19 protein-coding genes are annotated in these 16,223 nt (G+C 67.8%); 8 read left to right on the forward strand and 11 right to left on the reverse strand.

Going from position 1 to position 16,223, the window contains the following annotated elements:
* Positions 1-13: 13 nt before the first annotated feature.
* Positions 14-238 carry a hypothetical protein gene (locus tag ACTMTI_RS47975; protein WP_441127556.1) on the forward strand — a complete coding sequence of 75 codons (225 nt, stop codon included), beginning with the start codon at positions 14-16 and terminating at the stop codon, positions 236-238.
* A 14-nt stretch (positions 239-252) separates the two neighbouring features.
* On the opposite strand, the gene ACTMTI_RS47980 is transcribed toward ACTMTI_RS47975, so the two are convergent.
* Together ACTMTI_RS47980 and ACTMTI_RS47985 are read right to left on the reverse strand one after the other, a co-directional pair.
* Positions 253-405 (reverse strand): hypothetical protein, encoded by a 153-nt coding sequence (locus ACTMTI_RS47980; RefSeq protein ID WP_441127557.1) that lies wholly within the window; start codon positions 403-405, stop codon positions 253-255.
* 11 nt (positions 406-416) lie between these two features.
* Positions 417-968, reverse strand: a complete 552-nt coding sequence (locus ACTMTI_RS47985; RefSeq protein ID WP_441127558.1) for a hypothetical protein — start codon at positions 966-968, stop codon at positions 417-419.
* A gap of 291 nt (positions 969-1,259) precedes the next feature.
* Here ACTMTI_RS47985 and ACTMTI_RS47990 point away from each other — a divergent pair, with 291 nt between their 5' ends.
* The gene (locus tag ACTMTI_RS47990; protein WP_441127559.1) at positions 1,260-1,412 is read left to right on the forward strand and encodes a hypothetical protein; all 153 of its coding nucleotides are present in this window, start codon (positions 1,260-1,262) and stop codon (positions 1,410-1,412) included.
* A 19-nt stretch (positions 1,413-1,431) separates the two neighbouring features.
* Here the strand turns inward: ACTMTI_RS47990 and ACTMTI_RS47995 are convergent, their stop codons facing one another.
* On the reverse strand, positions 1,432-2,055 hold the full coding sequence (locus ACTMTI_RS47995) for a hypothetical protein (RefSeq protein ID WP_441127560.1): 624 nt from the start codon (positions 2,053-2,055) through the stop codon (positions 1,432-1,434).
* An 837-nt stretch (positions 2,056-2,892) separates the two neighbouring features.
* Positions 2,893-3,291, reverse strand: coding sequence for a hypothetical protein (locus ACTMTI_RS48000; RefSeq protein ID WP_441127561.1), 399 nt, complete (start codon positions 3,289-3,291; stop codon positions 2,893-2,895).
* A gap of 226 nt (positions 3,292-3,517) precedes the next feature.
* On the opposite strand from ACTMTI_RS48000, the gene ACTMTI_RS48005 reads away from it, so the two are divergent.
* The gene (locus ACTMTI_RS48005; RefSeq protein ID WP_441127562.1) at positions 3,518-3,742 is read left to right on the forward strand and encodes a hypothetical protein; all 225 of its coding nucleotides are present in this window, start codon (positions 3,518-3,520) and stop codon (positions 3,740-3,742) included.
* The gene (locus ACTMTI_RS48010; RefSeq protein ID WP_441127563.1) at positions 3,739-3,993 is read left to right on the forward strand and encodes a hypothetical protein; all 255 of its coding nucleotides are present in this window, start codon (positions 3,739-3,741) and stop codon (positions 3,991-3,993) included. The genes ACTMTI_RS48005 and ACTMTI_RS48010 overlap by 4 nt, the downstream gene beginning before the upstream one ends.
* Positions 3,994-4,513: 520 nt before the next feature.
* Here ACTMTI_RS48010 and ACTMTI_RS48015 read toward each other — a convergent pair.
* Both ACTMTI_RS48015 and ACTMTI_RS48020 read right to left on the reverse strand, forming a co-directional pair.
* Positions 4,514-4,933 (reverse strand): hypothetical protein, encoded by a 420-nt coding sequence (locus ACTMTI_RS48015; protein WP_441127564.1) that lies wholly within the window; start codon positions 4,931-4,933, stop codon positions 4,514-4,516.
* A 181-nt stretch (positions 4,934-5,114) separates the two neighbouring features.
* Entirely contained in the window at positions 5,115-5,801 is a 687-nt protein-coding gene (locus ACTMTI_RS48020; RefSeq protein ID WP_441127565.1) for an RICIN domain-containing protein, read from the reverse strand.
* Between the two features lie 411 nt (positions 5,802-6,212).
* Here ACTMTI_RS48020 and ACTMTI_RS48025 point away from each other — a divergent pair, with 411 nt between their 5' ends.
* Both ACTMTI_RS48025 and ACTMTI_RS48030 read left to right on the forward strand, forming a co-directional pair.
* Positions 6,213-6,578: an ATP-binding protein gene (locus ACTMTI_RS48025; protein WP_441127566.1), complete on the forward strand. Its 366-nt coding sequence runs from the start codon at positions 6,213-6,215 to the stop codon at positions 6,576-6,578.
* Positions 6,579-6,873: 295 nt separating this feature from the next.
* The gene (locus ACTMTI_RS48030; protein ID WP_441127567.1) at positions 6,874-8,712 is read left to right on the forward strand and encodes a rhamnogalacturonan lyase; all 1,839 of its coding nucleotides are present in this window, start codon (positions 6,874-6,876) and stop codon (positions 8,710-8,712) included.
* Positions 8,713-9,393: 681 nt separating this feature from the next.
* Here the strand turns inward: ACTMTI_RS48030 and ACTMTI_RS48035 are convergent.
* From ACTMTI_RS48035 to ACTMTI_RS48045, 3 genes are all read right to left on the reverse strand, one after another.
* On the reverse strand, positions 9,394-10,608 hold the full coding sequence (locus ACTMTI_RS48035) for an ROK family transcriptional regulator (RefSeq protein WP_441127568.1): 1,215 nt from the start codon (positions 10,606-10,608) through the stop codon (positions 9,394-9,396).
* A gap of 264 nt (positions 10,609-10,872) precedes the next feature.
* On the reverse strand, positions 10,873-12,123 hold the full coding sequence (locus ACTMTI_RS48040) for a serine hydrolase domain-containing protein (protein WP_441127569.1): 1,251 nt from the start codon (positions 12,121-12,123) through the stop codon (positions 10,873-10,875).
* Between the two features lie 788 nt (positions 12,124-12,911).
* Positions 12,912-13,586, reverse strand: coding sequence for a hypothetical protein (locus ACTMTI_RS48045; RefSeq protein WP_441127570.1), 675 nt, complete (start codon positions 13,584-13,586; stop codon positions 12,912-12,914).
* 58 nt (positions 13,587-13,644) lie between these two features.
* Between ACTMTI_RS48045 and ACTMTI_RS48050 the strand changes: the two genes are divergently transcribed.
* Both ACTMTI_RS48050 and ACTMTI_RS48055 read left to right on the forward strand, forming a co-directional pair.
* Positions 13,645-14,070: a hypothetical protein gene (locus tag ACTMTI_RS48050; RefSeq protein WP_441127571.1), complete on the forward strand. Its 426-nt coding sequence runs from the start codon at positions 13,645-13,647 to the stop codon at positions 14,068-14,070.
* Between the two features lie 568 nt (positions 14,071-14,638).
* Entirely contained in the window at positions 14,639-15,304 is a 666-nt protein-coding gene (locus ACTMTI_RS48055) for a class I SAM-dependent DNA methyltransferase (RefSeq protein ID WP_441127572.1), read from the forward strand.
* A gap of 190 nt (positions 15,305-15,494) precedes the next feature.
* Here ACTMTI_RS48055 and ACTMTI_RS48060 read toward each other — a convergent pair whose 3' ends face one another.
* Positions 15,495-15,962 carry a lasso peptide biosynthesis B2 protein gene (locus ACTMTI_RS48060; protein ID WP_441127573.1) on the reverse strand — a complete coding sequence of 156 codons (468 nt, stop codon included), beginning with the start codon at positions 15,960-15,962 and terminating at the stop codon, positions 15,495-15,497.
* The gene (locus ACTMTI_RS48065; RefSeq protein ID WP_441127574.1) at positions 15,959-16,210 is read right to left on the reverse strand and encodes a lasso peptide biosynthesis PqqD family chaperone; all 252 of its coding nucleotides are present in this window, start codon (positions 16,208-16,210) and stop codon (positions 15,959-15,961) included. The genes ACTMTI_RS48060 and ACTMTI_RS48065 overlap by 4 nt, the downstream gene beginning before the upstream one ends.
* Positions 16,211-16,223: the final 13 nt, after the last annotated feature.

Raw genomic sequence — 16,223 nt, forward strand, 5'->3', positions numbered from 1 at the left:
CGACAGTGAAGCCATGGAGCTGCTCAGCGTGGAGTTCGAAGAGGAGTGTCTGGTACGGACCCGCCGCGCGGTCCTGGCCTGCGCCCGCGATCAGGGCGCGCCGGACGAGCGGCTCTGGGACTTTCTGGCGGCGGTCAACGAGTGCGTCGTTGTTTCGTATCAGGAATTGCCCTCTGACCTGCAAGGAAAGATGAGGAAGGCTGGGGCGCGTCATGATCATTCCATACGAATTCCGTAGCGACATCTTGAATATCACGACTCCAGTGCTTTCTCGATGCGTTGGTTGGCGACCTCGCGCTGGTCGTCTATGCACTTGGCGTAGATCTTCAGGAGCACGTTCACGCTGTGCCCGGCCCGCTCGGCGACCTCGAGAGCGTGCACGCCGGCGTTGAGCCACAGCGACACTGCGGCGTGCCTCAGGTCGTAGGGCGGCCAGCCAGCGGGGAATCGAACTGTTCCGGAGTGAGCGCAAGGCGGCGGGCCTCCCGCCACACCTTGGGGTAGGAGCCGCTCAAGAACGTGCCCCCGCCGCGGGTGTAGAAGAGGCGTCCGTCGGGAGCGGTGCGCATGCAGGCGAACATTCCCGCCAGCATTGGCCCGCGCGTCCGCCCTATGTAGGTCACGGCGACCAGCAGTTCCCGTGCTTGGCGGGGATTGACGACTACGCGCCGGTCTACAACGTTGTTCGGCCTGCGCGGTTTCCACTTGACGCGATCCAGCGGGTTGGCGTCGAGTTCGCCGGGTTCGACGGCGTACTCCAGGGGGGTGGTGGAACACCACCCGCTGCGTCGGAACGTAGAAGGCGCGGCAGCCTTGCCGTTTGGACACACCGCGAGGACTTCCAGGGCAGCGCGGGCATGGCGAGGCTCTTGAAGATCGATCATCGGCAGCGAGGCCGCCTCCAGCCACCGCAACGCGGCGGCGGCCTGGGCATCAAGCTCGGGCTGACGCTCCGCGGGGAGAAACATACTTGCGCAGGGCGCGGCGCAACAGCGTGGTATCGGATCTGCCCTTGGGGTCATTGATCAACGTCGGCGTGACAGCGACCAGGGCCTCGACGGTGCTCTTACGGGATTTGGCCGCCTGGTGCGGCCACCGGACGGCCGCGTAGGCCCGCGCGAACTCCAGCCAGGTGCGGGCGTTCTTCCGGGCCCGGGGTCTGGCAAGGGATCTACGGCGGCCCTGATTTCCGCGGCGCAACCTTCGGTGGCCTTACCTGGCTCGCAACCGCGCATGGCTTGCGCCCCAGCATGAGGGAAGTGCGGGTGACGCACCCGGAGCTCGATCACATGTGGCCATCGGGCTGGCGTCCGGAGACCGACCCCGACGACACGACGCTGATACGGGACGAGGCGCCCGACGACGGTGCGGAGGACAAGCAGGCAGGCGGGGAACCAACCGCCGAAACATAGCGAGACGTTAACGATCGGCCTACATGAGGGCTCGAACCGCGTGTCCCTCGGTGGACAGCCGCTCCAGGAGTTCGACCTGCTCGGCCTCGGAGTCGCAGGTGACGACGACGCCCCACACGGTCGGCGGCTCCACCCGCTCAGCCGGCCCCGACCCCGTGACCGGGTTCGGCGGTGCCTGCTCGGGGTCGCGGGGCACCAGCTCGTCCAGGTCCGCTAGGTCGTCGTTCGTGTACCCGGCCGCGGCCAACAGCGCCTCGTCGGCCGCCCCGATGTCCGTGAGCATGTCGGCGAGCATGCCGTGATCCCAGCCGCCCCGCTCGGTCAGCCGGTTCGCCGCCACCAGGTAAGCCTCCGCGTCCGCATGCGACCGGGACGTCCAGCCGCGCAGGATGGGCACCAGCCACGTGCCGTCGTCGCCGACCTTCACGCCTTCGGGCGGCGAATTCCCTTCGGCGGCCATCTCGTCCAGGATGTGGAGTCGGCCGTGCCCGGCGACGAGGCGGCCGGTGCGCTCGTCCAGCTCCCCGGCGAGGGTGCAGCCGAACGCTTCGACCGACTTCCGGATGGCCGGGAGATCGTGCTCCTTCGGGTTGCGAACGGCGCGGGTGATCTCGGGGAGGGGCATGTGTTCGATACGGCGCATACGGGTCCTCGCTATCGTGACGGATCATGAGCACCAGCCTGGCCGAACCCGTACGACGAGGACGCGTTCCCGGTCTCGCCCCCGCCGCTGGTGTCGGTGCCGCGACGATGATGAGCATCGCCCCTCTGGATGTCGCCGTCCGAAATGAGGCGCTGAGAGCGATTCTCAGCGCCTCACCGTGCGAGCGACACCGACCATCAGGCCAGGTCAGTTAGGCCGCGAGCGGCCACCATGATGAGCATTCCGCCCGTATACCGGACGTATTCCCTGAATATTCCGAGGTCGGATAGAGTTTGGTCGGCACAAAACCCGAAAAACGCCTGATAGGAAAGGAATTGTAATGACCAGCAAGCGGAAGAGGATCGCAGGCGTTGTGTCCGTTCTCGGCGTTTCTGCTGGCGTCATCGTCGGGATTTCCGAACCCGCGATGGCCATTCCTCCCGACGTTATGGTGGTCCGGATTCGGAGCTATGCTCAAGTCGGTGCCAGCACCGGATTTTATGAAAGCTTCAACACATATGCATACCGACACCCGGCAGTCGTGCGGGTGGTGGCCTACTTCAGGGACCACACTCGGACGAGGGTAACACTAACCAAGATCAAAGTGTGCTATTCGAATGGCTTCGATAGGAACGTGCTGATCGCCCCGGCCATCACGAACAGCAGCGGCTCTTTCCACAAGGATTGGATAACCAACAGTTACGCGCCTCGACAGTGTCGCGAATACCCTTACACTCGGAGGCTGTCAAGGCAGTCAGACGGGAACATGATGCAGGTACTCTTGCGGATCGTGTCCAGGGACCAGTCGAGGGCGTCAACGTGGACCGGATTCAACCGCTAGCCCAGCTCAGCGCAGATGCGGTTCATCCCGTTCCCCGCCTCCTGTGCCTCGCGGTCGGCTCGGAGGAACAGGGCCGCGCACGCCGACCGGCGGCACCGCCAGCTCTCCTCAATCTCAGTCGCGGGCTTCTCCTTCAGCCCACCCAGCATGATCCGGCGAGGGTCGCACGCAGCCGTGACCTCCATCGAGCCGCCCGCGACGGCGTACCGGTGAGAGACCACGGCCACGTGCCACTGCTTGACCGTCCGAGCGTCCGGGCAGCTGAGGAACCGCGCGTCACGGTACCCGGCGAGAAGCCGACCGTCCCACAGCAACGGCGCCCCATGGTCAACGCCGTCAAAAACGTCGTCGCCCACCCACTCGACGCCGGCCGGGCCTGCCACGGCGGCGCTCACACGCCACCCCCGACCGAGCCGTGGGCATCCTCGTCCTCGGCCGGGTCGTACCTCTCGTCCGGGTCGGCGTAGTAGTCGGCAGGCTTCGGCAGCGCCTCGATAGCCGCCCGCCGCTCCTTGCTCCGGTCAAGACCACGAGCAAGCCAGTTCGCCTCGGTCTGGGCGCACGGCCACCTGCCCGTGTGGCGACTGCCACGACCAGGAGCGGTACCACGTCGCGGCCCGCGTGGTCGAGCTTCAGTACAGCGAGATGACGGGCGACAGCCACGGCACGCACCTGTCGGACATCCCGAGGGGCAGCGCCCGCAGCGCGGCCAGGGAGATGGCTCGTCTGTTCCGCCAGGTCTCCCAGGGCTGCGGCCAGCCGCAGGTGCAGGGTGACGACCTGGGCAAGGTGGCTCGGCTGATGTGGGAGCAGGCGCACGGCATCGAACTGGCGAGGTGCCCATGACCACCCCACCGGCCCCGGCTGACCGAGAGCAGTACGAGCGGTGGGTGGCCGAGCAGATCGGCCCCCGCAAGGTCGGCGGACGCTACGACCACGGGTACGAGGACAGCGCCTACGAAGTGCTCGCCATCGAGCGCGGCCCCCGCGACTCCTGGCCTGTCTGGCGCATCAAGGTGCGTGACCAGGCCGGGGAGCACTGGCACCGCACCGGGTGGGATCCGCGCCGGGACCGGGTGGTGTCCGCTCGTACGTGAAAGAGGAGTAGGAGGTAGAGATACCCGACTCTGGAAAGCCCGCCGGCCATCTGTCGGCGACGCCCATTTGCGGATGGTGCACGGCTCGCGTTCCAGCCGGAGGGCAGTCTCGCAGGCGGTTACGGGAGCGTACGGGGTCACGTTCACCCCGCTTCCGCTGCTTTGTCCCGGAATGATCGACGCGCTGAGATGGCCGTAGACGCGCGAACACGCCCCGGCGAATAGGAGAGGTGGGGGCGGCACACGCACCGGCAGAAACGCGTCCAGTCCCGCGCTCCGCTCAAGCCCAGCTCACAAAGGGGGTCGCAGGGCATAGGGGTGCCGCCCGCACGAAGTGCGACACAGAAGATCGCGTGGGCGCAACCGTTGGCGGCACCGCCAACATCCCAGGCCAGACCCCGGCCGCAGCAGGCACGGCCGGGGCACCGCCAGTGGTCAGCCGTGGATGTGCTCGGCGACCTTTGCCTGCGGAGGTGCCCTCCACGTTTGGAGGGCACCCGGCCTGGCCAGAAGGAGCGGTTCAGCCGCAGTGCACGTTGTTGAGCTCGGTGGTCTTCCCGGCCACTACCGTTCCGGACACGTCAATACACTGGCCAGGCGCCGAGACGTACACCGGGCCAGCGTAGTACTGGTAATAGTTGGCTTGGTGGTCATACCCGCTGCCGTCAGCTCTCGAAATCGAGACGCCCTTCCACGTCGTGGTTCCGGCGGTTGAGCCGTAGCCGTAGGCCAGGGCGCAGTTCCTACCGGTGCTGGAGCTGTAGTACACCTCCAGCGTGCCCGTGCGGGTCCCGCTCTTGGGGATGGCGTAGGCGCCGATCCGGGAGTAGCTGCTGCCGCAAGGTCCGGCCGCGCTGGCGGGGGCGGCGCCCGCCACCAGCGCGGTAGAGGCAGCCAGGGCCGCGCCAGCCAGGAGGGTCGCCAGCTTACGTGTGCGCACGAATATCCTTTCGCTTGCCATTGATGCGATCATGGATATCACTGGCTCACGGCCGCCACGGGCGAGTCGTGCTCAATGTGATGGTTCGCACATTGTTACCTCTGTGGTCCGTTTCGTGCGTGCGGAGGTGCTGACAGGGGTCAGGCGTGGATGTGCTCGGCGACCTTCGCTAGCAGGAGCCTCAGAGCATGGGCCATTGCTGATACAGGCTGCTTTGATTGCAGCGCGCCATGAAGACCCCTCCGCCCGTAGTCGTTCCTTGCATGCAGTAGCCATTACCGGCGTTCTGGACCAGGCCGAAACCGGCACGTATCCATACCTGAACAGTGGAACCGTTACACGGGGCCGTCCAGACGCTTGCGGTGCTGGCGGTCAGGCAGCGCCCCGTCCCTCTATTGACGAGGCGGCCACCCCCGATGTCTTCGACTCCATACCAGTAGCGGTTTCCCCCTGTCGTGCAGCTGCCGGTGAAGACTCCGCTGATAGAGCCGCCGCTGTTGAGGAGACAGCGACCACTACCTCTGGTGTAGAGACGGAAGTCTGCCTGAGCTCCAACGATGCCGACTTCGCTACTCTCGGCCGTTGACACCGCCGCAGATGCGGGAGCAGCGGACGCCACGGCGGAGCCGAACAAGCACAGCCCCGAGAGGATCGCTGCGGCTGTTCCGGTGAGGCGCATTACGTCTCCTTTTGTTGGACTCCCAACCTGGGGCGACTCGCCCAACCTGGGTAACGCGCTCCCAATGCTCGTACCTGTATGTGGGCCAGGCCAGGACACGCGAAGGGCATATGCCGGGCATTGCGTGTCCGATGAATGGGCACCCGGATCGTCGCGTTCGTGCTCGGCCGCGCGGCACCCCGCCTCCATCACCGCCACCTCACGGTTCGCCGCTCCCACACGTCCAGGTCGTCAGCCGCTGACCGCTGGCCGTTCGCGCGGATCCAGGCTGCGGTGGCCGCCTATGTTAGCTTCCGCCACCCACACGGCCTGGCCATCCCGTGTGCGGCTCGCCGGTCACCACGACCTTCCGGGCAGGCCGTCGAACTCGTCTATGCACACTCAGGCGGGTGGTGCGCCGCACCACCCGCCGCCGTGAGCCATTGAAATTCGGAATGGCGCTGGATCAGGGGCTGTCAAAAGCAGCGATAGCCCAAAACCCAGATTCTATTTAGGCCGTTAATCTTGTACCAGGCCACACCCAGCCCACGACGATCGATTGTCGTCCCCGAAGTGGTTAAAACGCAGTTGGCGCCGACTTTGTAGGGCGTCGTCAACGCGGTGGAGCACGGCGGCGGGCGCGGGCGGCTGCGGATGTGGCGGGAGGACGGCAGGGTCGTGTGCGAGGTCGCCGACATCGGCCGGGGGATCTCGCCAGGCGTGCTGGAGGAGGCGGAGCTGCCCGCGCCGTCGGCTCCGGGCGGGCGCGGGATCTGGCTGATACGGCGTCTGTCCGACGAGGTGGTCTTCACGACCGGGTCCGGCGGCACCGCCGTACGACTGGCCCTGGAGCTGCCGCCTGAGCCGCATGGACCTGCCGCCCGCGCCGATGACGGCGGCGGGACGGATCTGGCGATGACATCGGGACGGCCCGGTATTTCCCCTCCGGCGAAAGCCGGCCGCGCGGTGCGTTCAAGGGCCGAGTAAGGCACTCCGTGAATGCCTGATCGGTGAAAGCCGGAGATGACGTGCTTGCGGACGCCGGGGGGCGAGGCTTTAATACGCCGAGACCCGACCGCAGCGACCCCGTTGCCGACGAGGAGGCCGGATGCCCGTTCCCGCAGGCCAGGCGTACAGCTTCGGGAAGGGCATTGCCGGCGCGGTGATGTTAGCGCTAACAGCGCGTCACCCGGCCCATGAAACTTTCTTTTCGCCCATCTGGAAAGCGCTTACCCAGCGCTGGTTGCCACCCATTTCGACAACTCCGCAGAAAGGACCCACGATGCGGTTACGAATGGCCGGCGCGGCCGCCGTCCTCGCTCTGGCAGCGGCCATGACCACCACGACCACCGGCGCCACCGCCCAGGCCGCCCCGCCCACGAAGCAGATGGAGGACCTGGATCGCGGGCTGGTCAGCGTACGGTCGGGCACCGGCAACCTGGTGTCCTGGCGGCTGCTCGGCACCGACCCCGACGGCGTCTCCTTCAACCTCTACCGCGGCTCCACCAGGGTGGCCACCGGGCTCACGACCTCGACCAACTACCTGGACAACGGCGCCGCCGCCGACGCCTCCTACACGGTCAGAGCGGTGATCGGCGGGGTCGAGCAGGCCGCCTCACCCTCCTCGATCCGCTTCACCGGCGGCTCGTACCTCGACGTGCCGATCCAGCCGCCGTCAGGCGGCACGACGCCGGACGGCGTCGCGTACACCTACAGCGCCAACGACGCCAGCGTGGGCGACATGGACGGCGACGGCCGGTACGAGATCGTGCTCAAGTGGGACCCGTCCAACGCCAAGGACAACTCCCAGTCCGGCTACACCGGCAACGTGTACGTGGACGCCTACCGCCTGGACGGCACCCGGCTGTGGCGCATCGACCTGGGCCGCAACATCCGGGCCGGCGCCCACTACACCCAGTTCCAGGTGTACGACTACGACGGGGACGGCCGGGCCGAGGTCGCGATGAAGACCGCCGACGGCACCAGGGACGGCGCCGGCACGGTGATCGGCAGTTCCAGCGCCGATCACCGCAACTCCAGCGGCTACATCCTGTCCGGCCCCGAGTACCTGACCATGTTCAACGGGATGACCGGCGCCGCGATGTCCACGGTCAACTACGACCCGCCGCGCGGCACCGTCTCCTCCTGGGGCGACTCCTACGGCAACCGGGTGGACCGGTTCCTGGCCGGGACGGCGTACCTGGACGGCGAGCGGCCGTCGCTCATCATGGCGCGCGGCTACTACACCCGCTCGGTGATCGCCGCCTGGGACTTCCGCAACGGCACGCTCACGAAGCGGTGGACGTTCGACAGCAACTCCGCGGGCTCGCAATGGGCCGGCCAGGGCAGCCACAGCTTGTCCGTCGGCGACATCGACGCCGACGGCCGCGACGAGATCGTCTACGGCGCGATGACCGTGAACGACAACGGCACCGGCATGTGGACCACCCGCACGGGGCACGGCGACGCCCAGCACCTGGGCGACTTCGACCCGGCGCGGGCAGGCCTGGAGTACTTCAAGGTCAGCGAGTCCTCCTCCCAGCCTTCTTCGCTCTACATCGACCCGCGCAACGGCCAGATCCTGTGGTCCACCCCGGCCGGCAGCGACAACGGCCGCGGCGTGGCCGGTGACATCTCGACCGTCAGGATCGCCGCCGAGTTCTGGTCGGCCGCGGACGCGAACCTGCGCAGCGTCACCGGCAACACGGCGGGCCGCAAGCCGTCGTCGATCAACTTCCTCATCTGGTGGGACGCTGACCCGGTCAGGGAACTGCTCGACCAGACCAGGATCGACAAGTACGGCACCAGCTCGGACACCCGCCTGCTGACCGCGTCCGGCGTGCACTCCAACAACGGCACCAAGGCGACCCCGTCGCTGTCGGCGGACCTGTTCGGCGACTGGCGCGAGGAGGTCATCTGGCCCACGAGCGACAACCGGGCGCTGCGCATCTACGCCACGCCCACGCCGACCGACCGGCGCATCTACACCCTCATGCACGACCCGCTCTACCGGGTGTCGGTGGCCTGGCAGAACACCGCCTACAACCAGCCGCCGCACACGAGCTTCTTCCTCGGCGACCGCATGGCCGCTCCACCCAGGCCGGATATCTATGTCCGTTGATCAGGGTAGTCATTAGTCGATCTCCTGGCCGTCTGCGGGCCGTCCCCCCCCCGTTGACGAAGCGGTGGACGGCTTCTTCGAGGCCAGGGGCCTGCCGGACGCGGGGTGGTCGCGGATGGGTGTCGATGTGCACGTGACACACGTCGACCTGGACTGGAGGGCCGCCATCCGCTACCACGACCGGCCAGAGGTCCTGGTCAGCACCGCCCCGGATCGGCGGCAAGAGCTTCACCCTCAACTTCGCCTTCCGGCGCGACGGAGAGACGACCGCGACAGGGTTCCATCGTCTACGTCGTGGTCGCCTCCGACGGGTCGGGAACCATGCCGCTGCCGCCCCGGCTGGCCGAGGCGCTGGGAGAGGTCGTCCCGCTGACGGATGATGCAAGCGGGGTTTTCGGCGGCGGACGGTGGTGCAGCGCACATGGCCCAAGGCGGCGGCCATCGCCTGCCTTCGGGACCCGACCGTGCTGCTCAACACGGCCACCGGCAACGGCGCCCCCCAGGCGGGCAAGATCCCAGCCTTACGTGCCTTACGTGGCCGTCAAGATCATCTGTCTCTGACCTGGGAGAAGGGGCCAAGAACCCCAGATAAGTCCGGGCTCTGCCTACGAGGCGCCACCTGCTGGATCCCAAGCCTTGGTCCCGCCTAAAGATCTGAACTCAGAACAGGCCCCAGTCCCATCAGCGTAGGGTGGCCAATGTTTTGAGGGGGTTGTCCAGGAGGTTGGCGAAGGCGAGTTCGGCAGCCCCGGCGAGCGTGGTGTCGTCACCAAGGGCCGTCACGGCCAGGCGGACACGTTCGCGCGACACCGGCAGGACATGCGCGTCGATCCGGGCGTGGACGCGTGGCGCGGCGCCCGGGTAGACATCGCGGAGCATCCCGCCGAAGACCACGAGCGCCGGGTTGAACAGGTTGATGAGGTTGACGACGCCGACGCCGAGCCAGTCGCCGATGCGGTCGAGGGCGTCCCGCGCTCGGGCGTCGCCGGTCCCGGCGAGGGCGACGACGGCCCGGATGCCGTCGCGTCCGACGAGTTCGTCGGACCGTCCCGCGTAGTCGAGCAGCGCCTCCTCCCCCACCTCGGCCTCCAGGCAGCCGCGCGACCCGCACAGGCAGGGCCGCCCGTCGAACGGGTTGACCAGCATGTGCCCGAGTTCGCAGCCGTAGCCTGCGTCGCCGTCCAGGAGTTTGCCGCCGACGATGATCCCGCCGCCGACGCCGACGTCCCCGTGCAGGTAGATGAGGTTGTCGACGTCGCATCCCGCGCCGCGCACGTGCTCGGCGATCGCACCCAGGTGCGCCTCGTTGCCCACCTCGACGGGAAGCCCGAGGCCGAGCCCGGCGGCGAGTTCCGCGCCGAACGCCTGGTCCACCCAGCCGAGGTGCGGTCCGTACCGGACCGTGCCGTCGGCGCGCCTGATCAACCCGCAATACGACGCGCCGACACCCACGCACAACGCGCCCGGACCGGCCCCGACGACCAGCTCGCGACCAAAGGTGGCGAGAACGCCGACGACGTCCTCCAGGTCCACCCCGGCGCGGGTGCGCACGGCCTCGCGGCGGTCGAGGACCCGGCCGCCGAGCCCGACACGGGCCGCGAGCAGCCGATCCACGGCGACGTCGAATGCGAGCCCATACACCGTCCCTCGCTCGGGCATGACGACGATGGACGGCCGCCCGGCGCGGCCCCGCCCGATGGGGACGCCCTCGCGGACGAGCCCAGCCGCGGCGAGTTCGGCGGTCAGGTCCATGATGGTGCTGCGGTTGAGGCCCATCCGGCGGCTGAGCGCGGCCCGTGACACCGCCCCGTCCTTATGGACGCGCCGCAGCACCTCACTCAGGTTCCGCTGCCGCATCTGCTCCTGCGTCCGCGCGCCCGCCGCCGATCCCGTCATCCCCGCCAGCCTAGGACCTGTCTTCAGATGATCACAGCCAGAGCAGGAGGCAGGCCATGGTGACGACGGCGACGTAGGAAGTAGCGGTCTTGTCATAACGGGTGGCCAGGCCGCGGAAGTGCCTGACCGAGCGGCCAGTGACCGTTCGAGCGCGACGGAGTGGTCCAGGTCGTCTTCGGCCCTCGTCATGGCCGGCGAGCTCTGGGCGGCGGCGCTGTGGCAGGTCGCCGATCGGTCGGTGACCCGCCCGCGCCTCGCCGCCGGTTACGGTGTGGCCGTGCCCCCGTCCACGCCGATCGCCGGGAGCGGCCGTGCCGCCCTGGTCGCCGCCCCCGCGTCAGGCCCGCACGCCGCCTCCAGCAGGTGGTTCCCGATCGCGAAGTCGATGGCGTGCGCGACAGGACTACCGCTCTCGTCGAGCTGCTGGTAGTTCCTCAGGTTGGTGCCGAAGGCGAACTGGTGGCCGCCGTCGGTGTTGGAGAACGCGAAGGTCTGCATGCCGGGGACGCTCCCGTCGTGCCCCCAGAACCTGCCGCACGGCAGGTCGAGGGGGAAGATCCCGAGACCGTAGTCGATCACGGCGCCCGAGAACGACCGGATGGGCACGGTCTTCTGCATCTCGGCGAGCAAAGTCGCGTCGAGCAGGTCGCCGCGCAGCAGCAGCCGGAAGAAGCGGTTGAGGTCCTCCATCGTCGAGGCGACCGCACCCGACGTCCAGGCCCAGGACATGTTGTAGACGCTGTAGTCCTTGGGCGGGTCGAAGTAGCCGAACAGCGCCTCGTACGCCTTGGAGCTCGGCCCAGGGAGGTACGGCGTACGCGGGAACGACGTGTGCCGCAGCCCGGCCTTCCGGAAGACATGGTCGGTGATGTACCGCTCGGCACTCGTGCCCGTCACCTTCTCCAGCAGCAGGCCGGCGATGACGAAGTTCGTGTTCGAGTACGCCCCGGGTGTCACCCCCGGCTGCCCGGTCGCGGGGGCGCCGAGCCCCGCCCGCGCCAGCTCCTCCGGCGGGAAGGCGCGGAAGCGGTTGGCGTCCAGGCTCTCGATCGTCGGGAAGATCACCTCGGTGTGGTTGGCGATGTGGCTGGTGTGGTTGAGCAGCATGCGCACGGTGATCTGCTGCCCGCGCTCACCCGGGATCAGATCCGGCAGGTAGCGGCCGATGGGGGCGTCGAGCTCGATCGTGCCCTTGCCGACCTGCTGTAATACGGCCACGGCGACGAACGACTTGGTGATGCTCCCGGCCCGGTGCACCATCTCGGGCCGCATCGGGCGGCGCGTCTCGACGTCGGCGACGCCTGCGGCGCCCTTCCAGCTCCGCCGGCCGTCCACGACGTTCGAATAGGTGCCGTACATGCCGGCCTCGTGCAGGGCGTTCAGCGTCTGGCGCAGCCGCTGCCGGTCGAGGCCGCCGTCCTCGGCGGCGGCCACGGGTCCCGCCGCGAGCAGCGCGGCGGCCAGGGTCGCGGCTCCCAGCCGCGATGCGAGCGTGCTGAATCGACGAATGGTCATGGCGCTCAGCATGAGCCTTCCGCTCGGCGGAGGTCAGTGCGCTGTGTCACAGGTCCCGCATGACAGAAGTCAACTCTCGCACCAAGTCGGCGTGGCCGTCGTCGGCCAGGCCGGGCAAGGCGGGTGTCCATACCGCCTGCCTTACCGCCTGGGCCGCTGGGCCGGCGCCTCCTGAGGGTGCCACCTGAATACGGTGGCCGCGCGGCAGGAACTTCTCGGACAGAGGTTTTCGGACGGCGTTGCCGGCCCGGTGGCGGATCTCGTCGGCTCCGGCAGCACAGCCACCCACCGACTCCGAATCGGGCCCAGATCGTCCTGACCTGAGTACGTGATAGTGAATCGTTATCACGTACATGAGCGATCACGGAGACGTGCTGAGTAGGCGATCCGGCCGCCCGGCCGCTGCGCGACTCCGGCGCCCCGCGCACCGCTGCCAGTCGCGACCGTGGAGCGTTGCGGTGACTCGTCGGCCTCAGCTTTCCGCATGCCTTACGTGCCTGAAAAGATCATCTCGCTCTGAACTGCGAGAAGGTGCCATGAACCCCAGATAAGCAACGTAATCTGGGGTCCGTCTGGACCGGTAGGCGTGTAAGGCAAGCGGCCCTCTGGGAACTTGCCTGACGGATTATCCGGGGTTGTCAGGCAAGTAGGTCACGTCAGGGGACGTGAGGTTATCTTGGGTGACTGTTTGTAGTCAGACATGTGTGGCATGTAACGTGATCACGATGATGCGGTGGCTGGACAGCCATAGAAGGTGAGAGGATCAGGTGCGGATGGTCGCCGCGTCCTCAACCGCGCAGCAGTTTCTCCCGCCTGGCCAGCAGCCGCGCTCGTTCTTTGGACAGTTCGGCGTCGCGGTGCCGCAGGTGCGTCCCCATGTCCTGGACCCATCGGGCCGTCCGCTCGACCTCGGCGCGGGTGTTCTCGATGCGCTGATGCTTCATCACATCGGTGATGATGTTGTCGAAGAATGTGTCGACGAACCACCGCGTGTCCACTTTGGGCAGGCGGGCACGCGCGGTGACGCCGACGTCGGCGAGTTCGCGAGAGAAGACGTCCAGGGCCCGCTGGGCGTGCCAGGCGGCCTCATCGGCGGAGCGCAGCCGGTTGTGCTCGACGGCGTCGGCGATCAGGCCGCCGCCCAAGAGGTCCCAGGTGGAGGCGCCCTTGGCCGAGCCGAGGTAGCCGAGCACCTGGGCCAGCGCGTTGAGTGCAGCCTGCCCGGCCTGGTGCGCCTCCGTGTGTTCGCGCAGCTCCGCCGAGACGCGGTCGAGGGCGGCGCCGAGGTCCGTCAGCTCACTGGCGCGGGCATCACCGCGGGCGAGGAACTGCCGCTCCTTCTCGGCCAGCAGCTTCTCATACTCCTCCGGGGCCGTCGCGAGTCCCGCCAGCTCACCTCCGCACCCGCGAAACGGACCATAGAGGGTAACAATGTGCGAACCGTCACATTGAGCACCACTCATGGGTGGCGGCCGTGAGCCGGTGATATCCATGATCGCATCGGCAATCGAAAGGTTATTTGTGCGCACACGCAAGCTGACGACCCTCCTGGCTGGTGCGGCCGTGGCTGCCTCTACCACGCTGCTGGCGGGCGCCACCCCCGCCAGCGCGGCCGGACCCTGTGGCAGCAGCTACTCCCGGATCGGCGTCTACAGCATCGGCATCGAAAAGTACGGGTACCGTACGGGCATTCTGGAGGTGTACTACAGCTCCAGCACCGGCAAGAACTGCGCCCTGACCTACGGAGACGGCCCCTACGCCAACACCCCGAGCTGGAAGGGCGTCACGATCTCCAGAGGCGACGGCACCGGGAAAGACATCGACGCCAAAGAGTACAAGTACTACGCCGGCCCGGTGTACGTCTCCGCGCCCGGCCAGTGTATTGACGTGGAAGGAATCTCTCCGTCATGGACGAGCATCAAGCTCAACAACGTGCACTGCGGCTGAACCTCTTCTGCCTGCGGAGGTGCCCTCCGGAGGGCACCTCCGCAGGCAAGGGCGCAGAGCACATCCACGCTTGACCCTGGACATGCGACAGGCCCGCCGCGCGGAGGGGATGCGCGGCGGGCCTGTCAGCCTCCGGGTAGTGCGGGGTCTTCTGTGTCGCACTTCGTGCGGGCGGCATCCCTATGCCCTCCAGCTCCCCTGCTGACCTGGGCTTGAGCGGAGCGCGGGACCGGAGGCGTTCCTGCCGATGCGTGTGCGCCCCCACCCTCTCCTATTCGCCGGGTCGCGTTCGCGCGTCTACGGCCATCTCAGCGCGTCGATCATTCCGGGACAAAGCGCGGAGAGCGGGTGAACGTTGTCGTTGCTCACCGAAGTTGGCAATTACTCATGCATGGTGTCATGAAGTTGGCAGTTGATCGTTGATCTTGTCATGTCGGTCACGATTGGCGTTCTGCCTCGTTGGAGTGAGGGACCTCATCGACTACGCCGTTCGGTCGTCGTCTCGCGGCTGTCGGATGTAGGGGAAACAAGATCATGATGTGCCAGCCAGGCCCTAACATGACGGCTCATGACAAAGCCGGACTTTCTCACCGCCACCCGCGCAGCGTACGACGCCGTCGCCCCTCGCTATGCCGAGGACATCCCTGAGCGTTACCATGCCAACCCACTCAACCACGCAATGATCCCCGTTTTCGTCGAGCTGATCCAAGCCCACGGCGGCGGCTTGGTGGCAGACGTGGGATGCGGCCCCGGCCACGTCACCGCTCATCTGCATTCCCTCGGCGTGACCGCCTTCGGTGTGGACCTGTCGCCGGAAATGATCGGGCTTGCTCGGAGCCTGCATCCAGAACTGCGCTTCGAGATCGGAGTGATGGATGCTCTCAAGGTCGAGGACGCTGCTCTCGCCGGTGTCCTCGCCAACTACTCCATCATCCACACCCCGCCCGAACGGCTCTCCGAAACGTTCGCCGAGTTCCACCGCGTGCTCGCGCCCGGGGGCCATCTGCTGCTCGGCTTCCAGGCCTACGACGACGCCACCAGGCTGGCCGAATCATTCGACCACGTTGTGTCACTCGCCTACAGGTATTCGCCTGACCGCATTGCCGAACTGCTCCTCAGTACCGGGCTTACAGAGGTAGCAAGGCTGGTCGTTTCCCCGGACGAGGATCCCAAGCGGGGCTTCCCGCAGGCGTACCTCCTCGTCCGCCGTGCGATCGTGGCACACATGGAATGATCAACGTCGCGTCGAGCGGCAGGAGCGGCCGGCAAGCAGTCTCCGGCTGGCGGCTATTGGCCAGCCACTCCCGCCCACGCCGAACGGCCCTTCCATCTACTCCGCCTGCCCGAGGTCGTCACTGCTCACCACCAGCACCTTGAGTTCCGACGACGACATCGCACGCCGAGCCGCCGTCGCGGCGTGACCGCTACTCGCTCGGGTCGAGCCGGGGACGGGATGCGTTCGGACCGGCGCCCCAGGACGCAGGCTCGTCGCCGCCGCCGGGTCCGACGACGATCAGGGGGCGGAAATAGCCACTGCCGGCCGACTCGGCGACCGGGCGGCCCTCGGCCTCGACCCAGGCGTGGGCGCCGAACGGCGGGCGTATGCGCACCCCGGTACACCAGGTCGGAGCTCTCCCGCTCATCCGGCACAGCAGCACGACGGCCAGCGAGCGGGGCAGGCACGCCTCGGGGCCGGCGCAGCGCAGGCTGACCGCCAGCACGGCCCGCAGGGCGTCCTCAGTCTCGGTGTGAGAGGCCGGGCGGGTGCGGCGGGCAAGCCGCAGCAGGACGGACCGGATGCGCGCCGGGGGGCGGCGGGCCAGCAGCCTGGCCAGGCCGACGGCGCAGCGCGCCGCCAACCGACGCCGCATGGAGATGGGGCGGGAGGTCATGGCTGCGCCAGGCCGGCGGCCACGAGGCCGTCGATGAGCGCGCGGACGTCATGTTCGGCCTGGGGCAGGCCGACGTCGTACCGCTCGATGAGCCGGTCGGCGGCCTGCCGGGGGCTCTCGCCGGCGAGCAGGGTCCGAAGGATCAGCGTGCCGGTGTGGTTGAGCTGCCAGTACCGGCCGTTCCGCTCGTGTAAGAGGATCATGCCGTACGCAGTGTCGGCCGTCGTGACCTCCGCGTGCAGTCTCATCGCGAGTAGGCCT

The organism is Nonomuraea sp. H19, from assembly GCF_052068215.1.
Lineage (GTDB): Bacteria > Actinomycetota > Actinomycetes > Streptosporangiales > Streptosporangiaceae > Nonomuraea.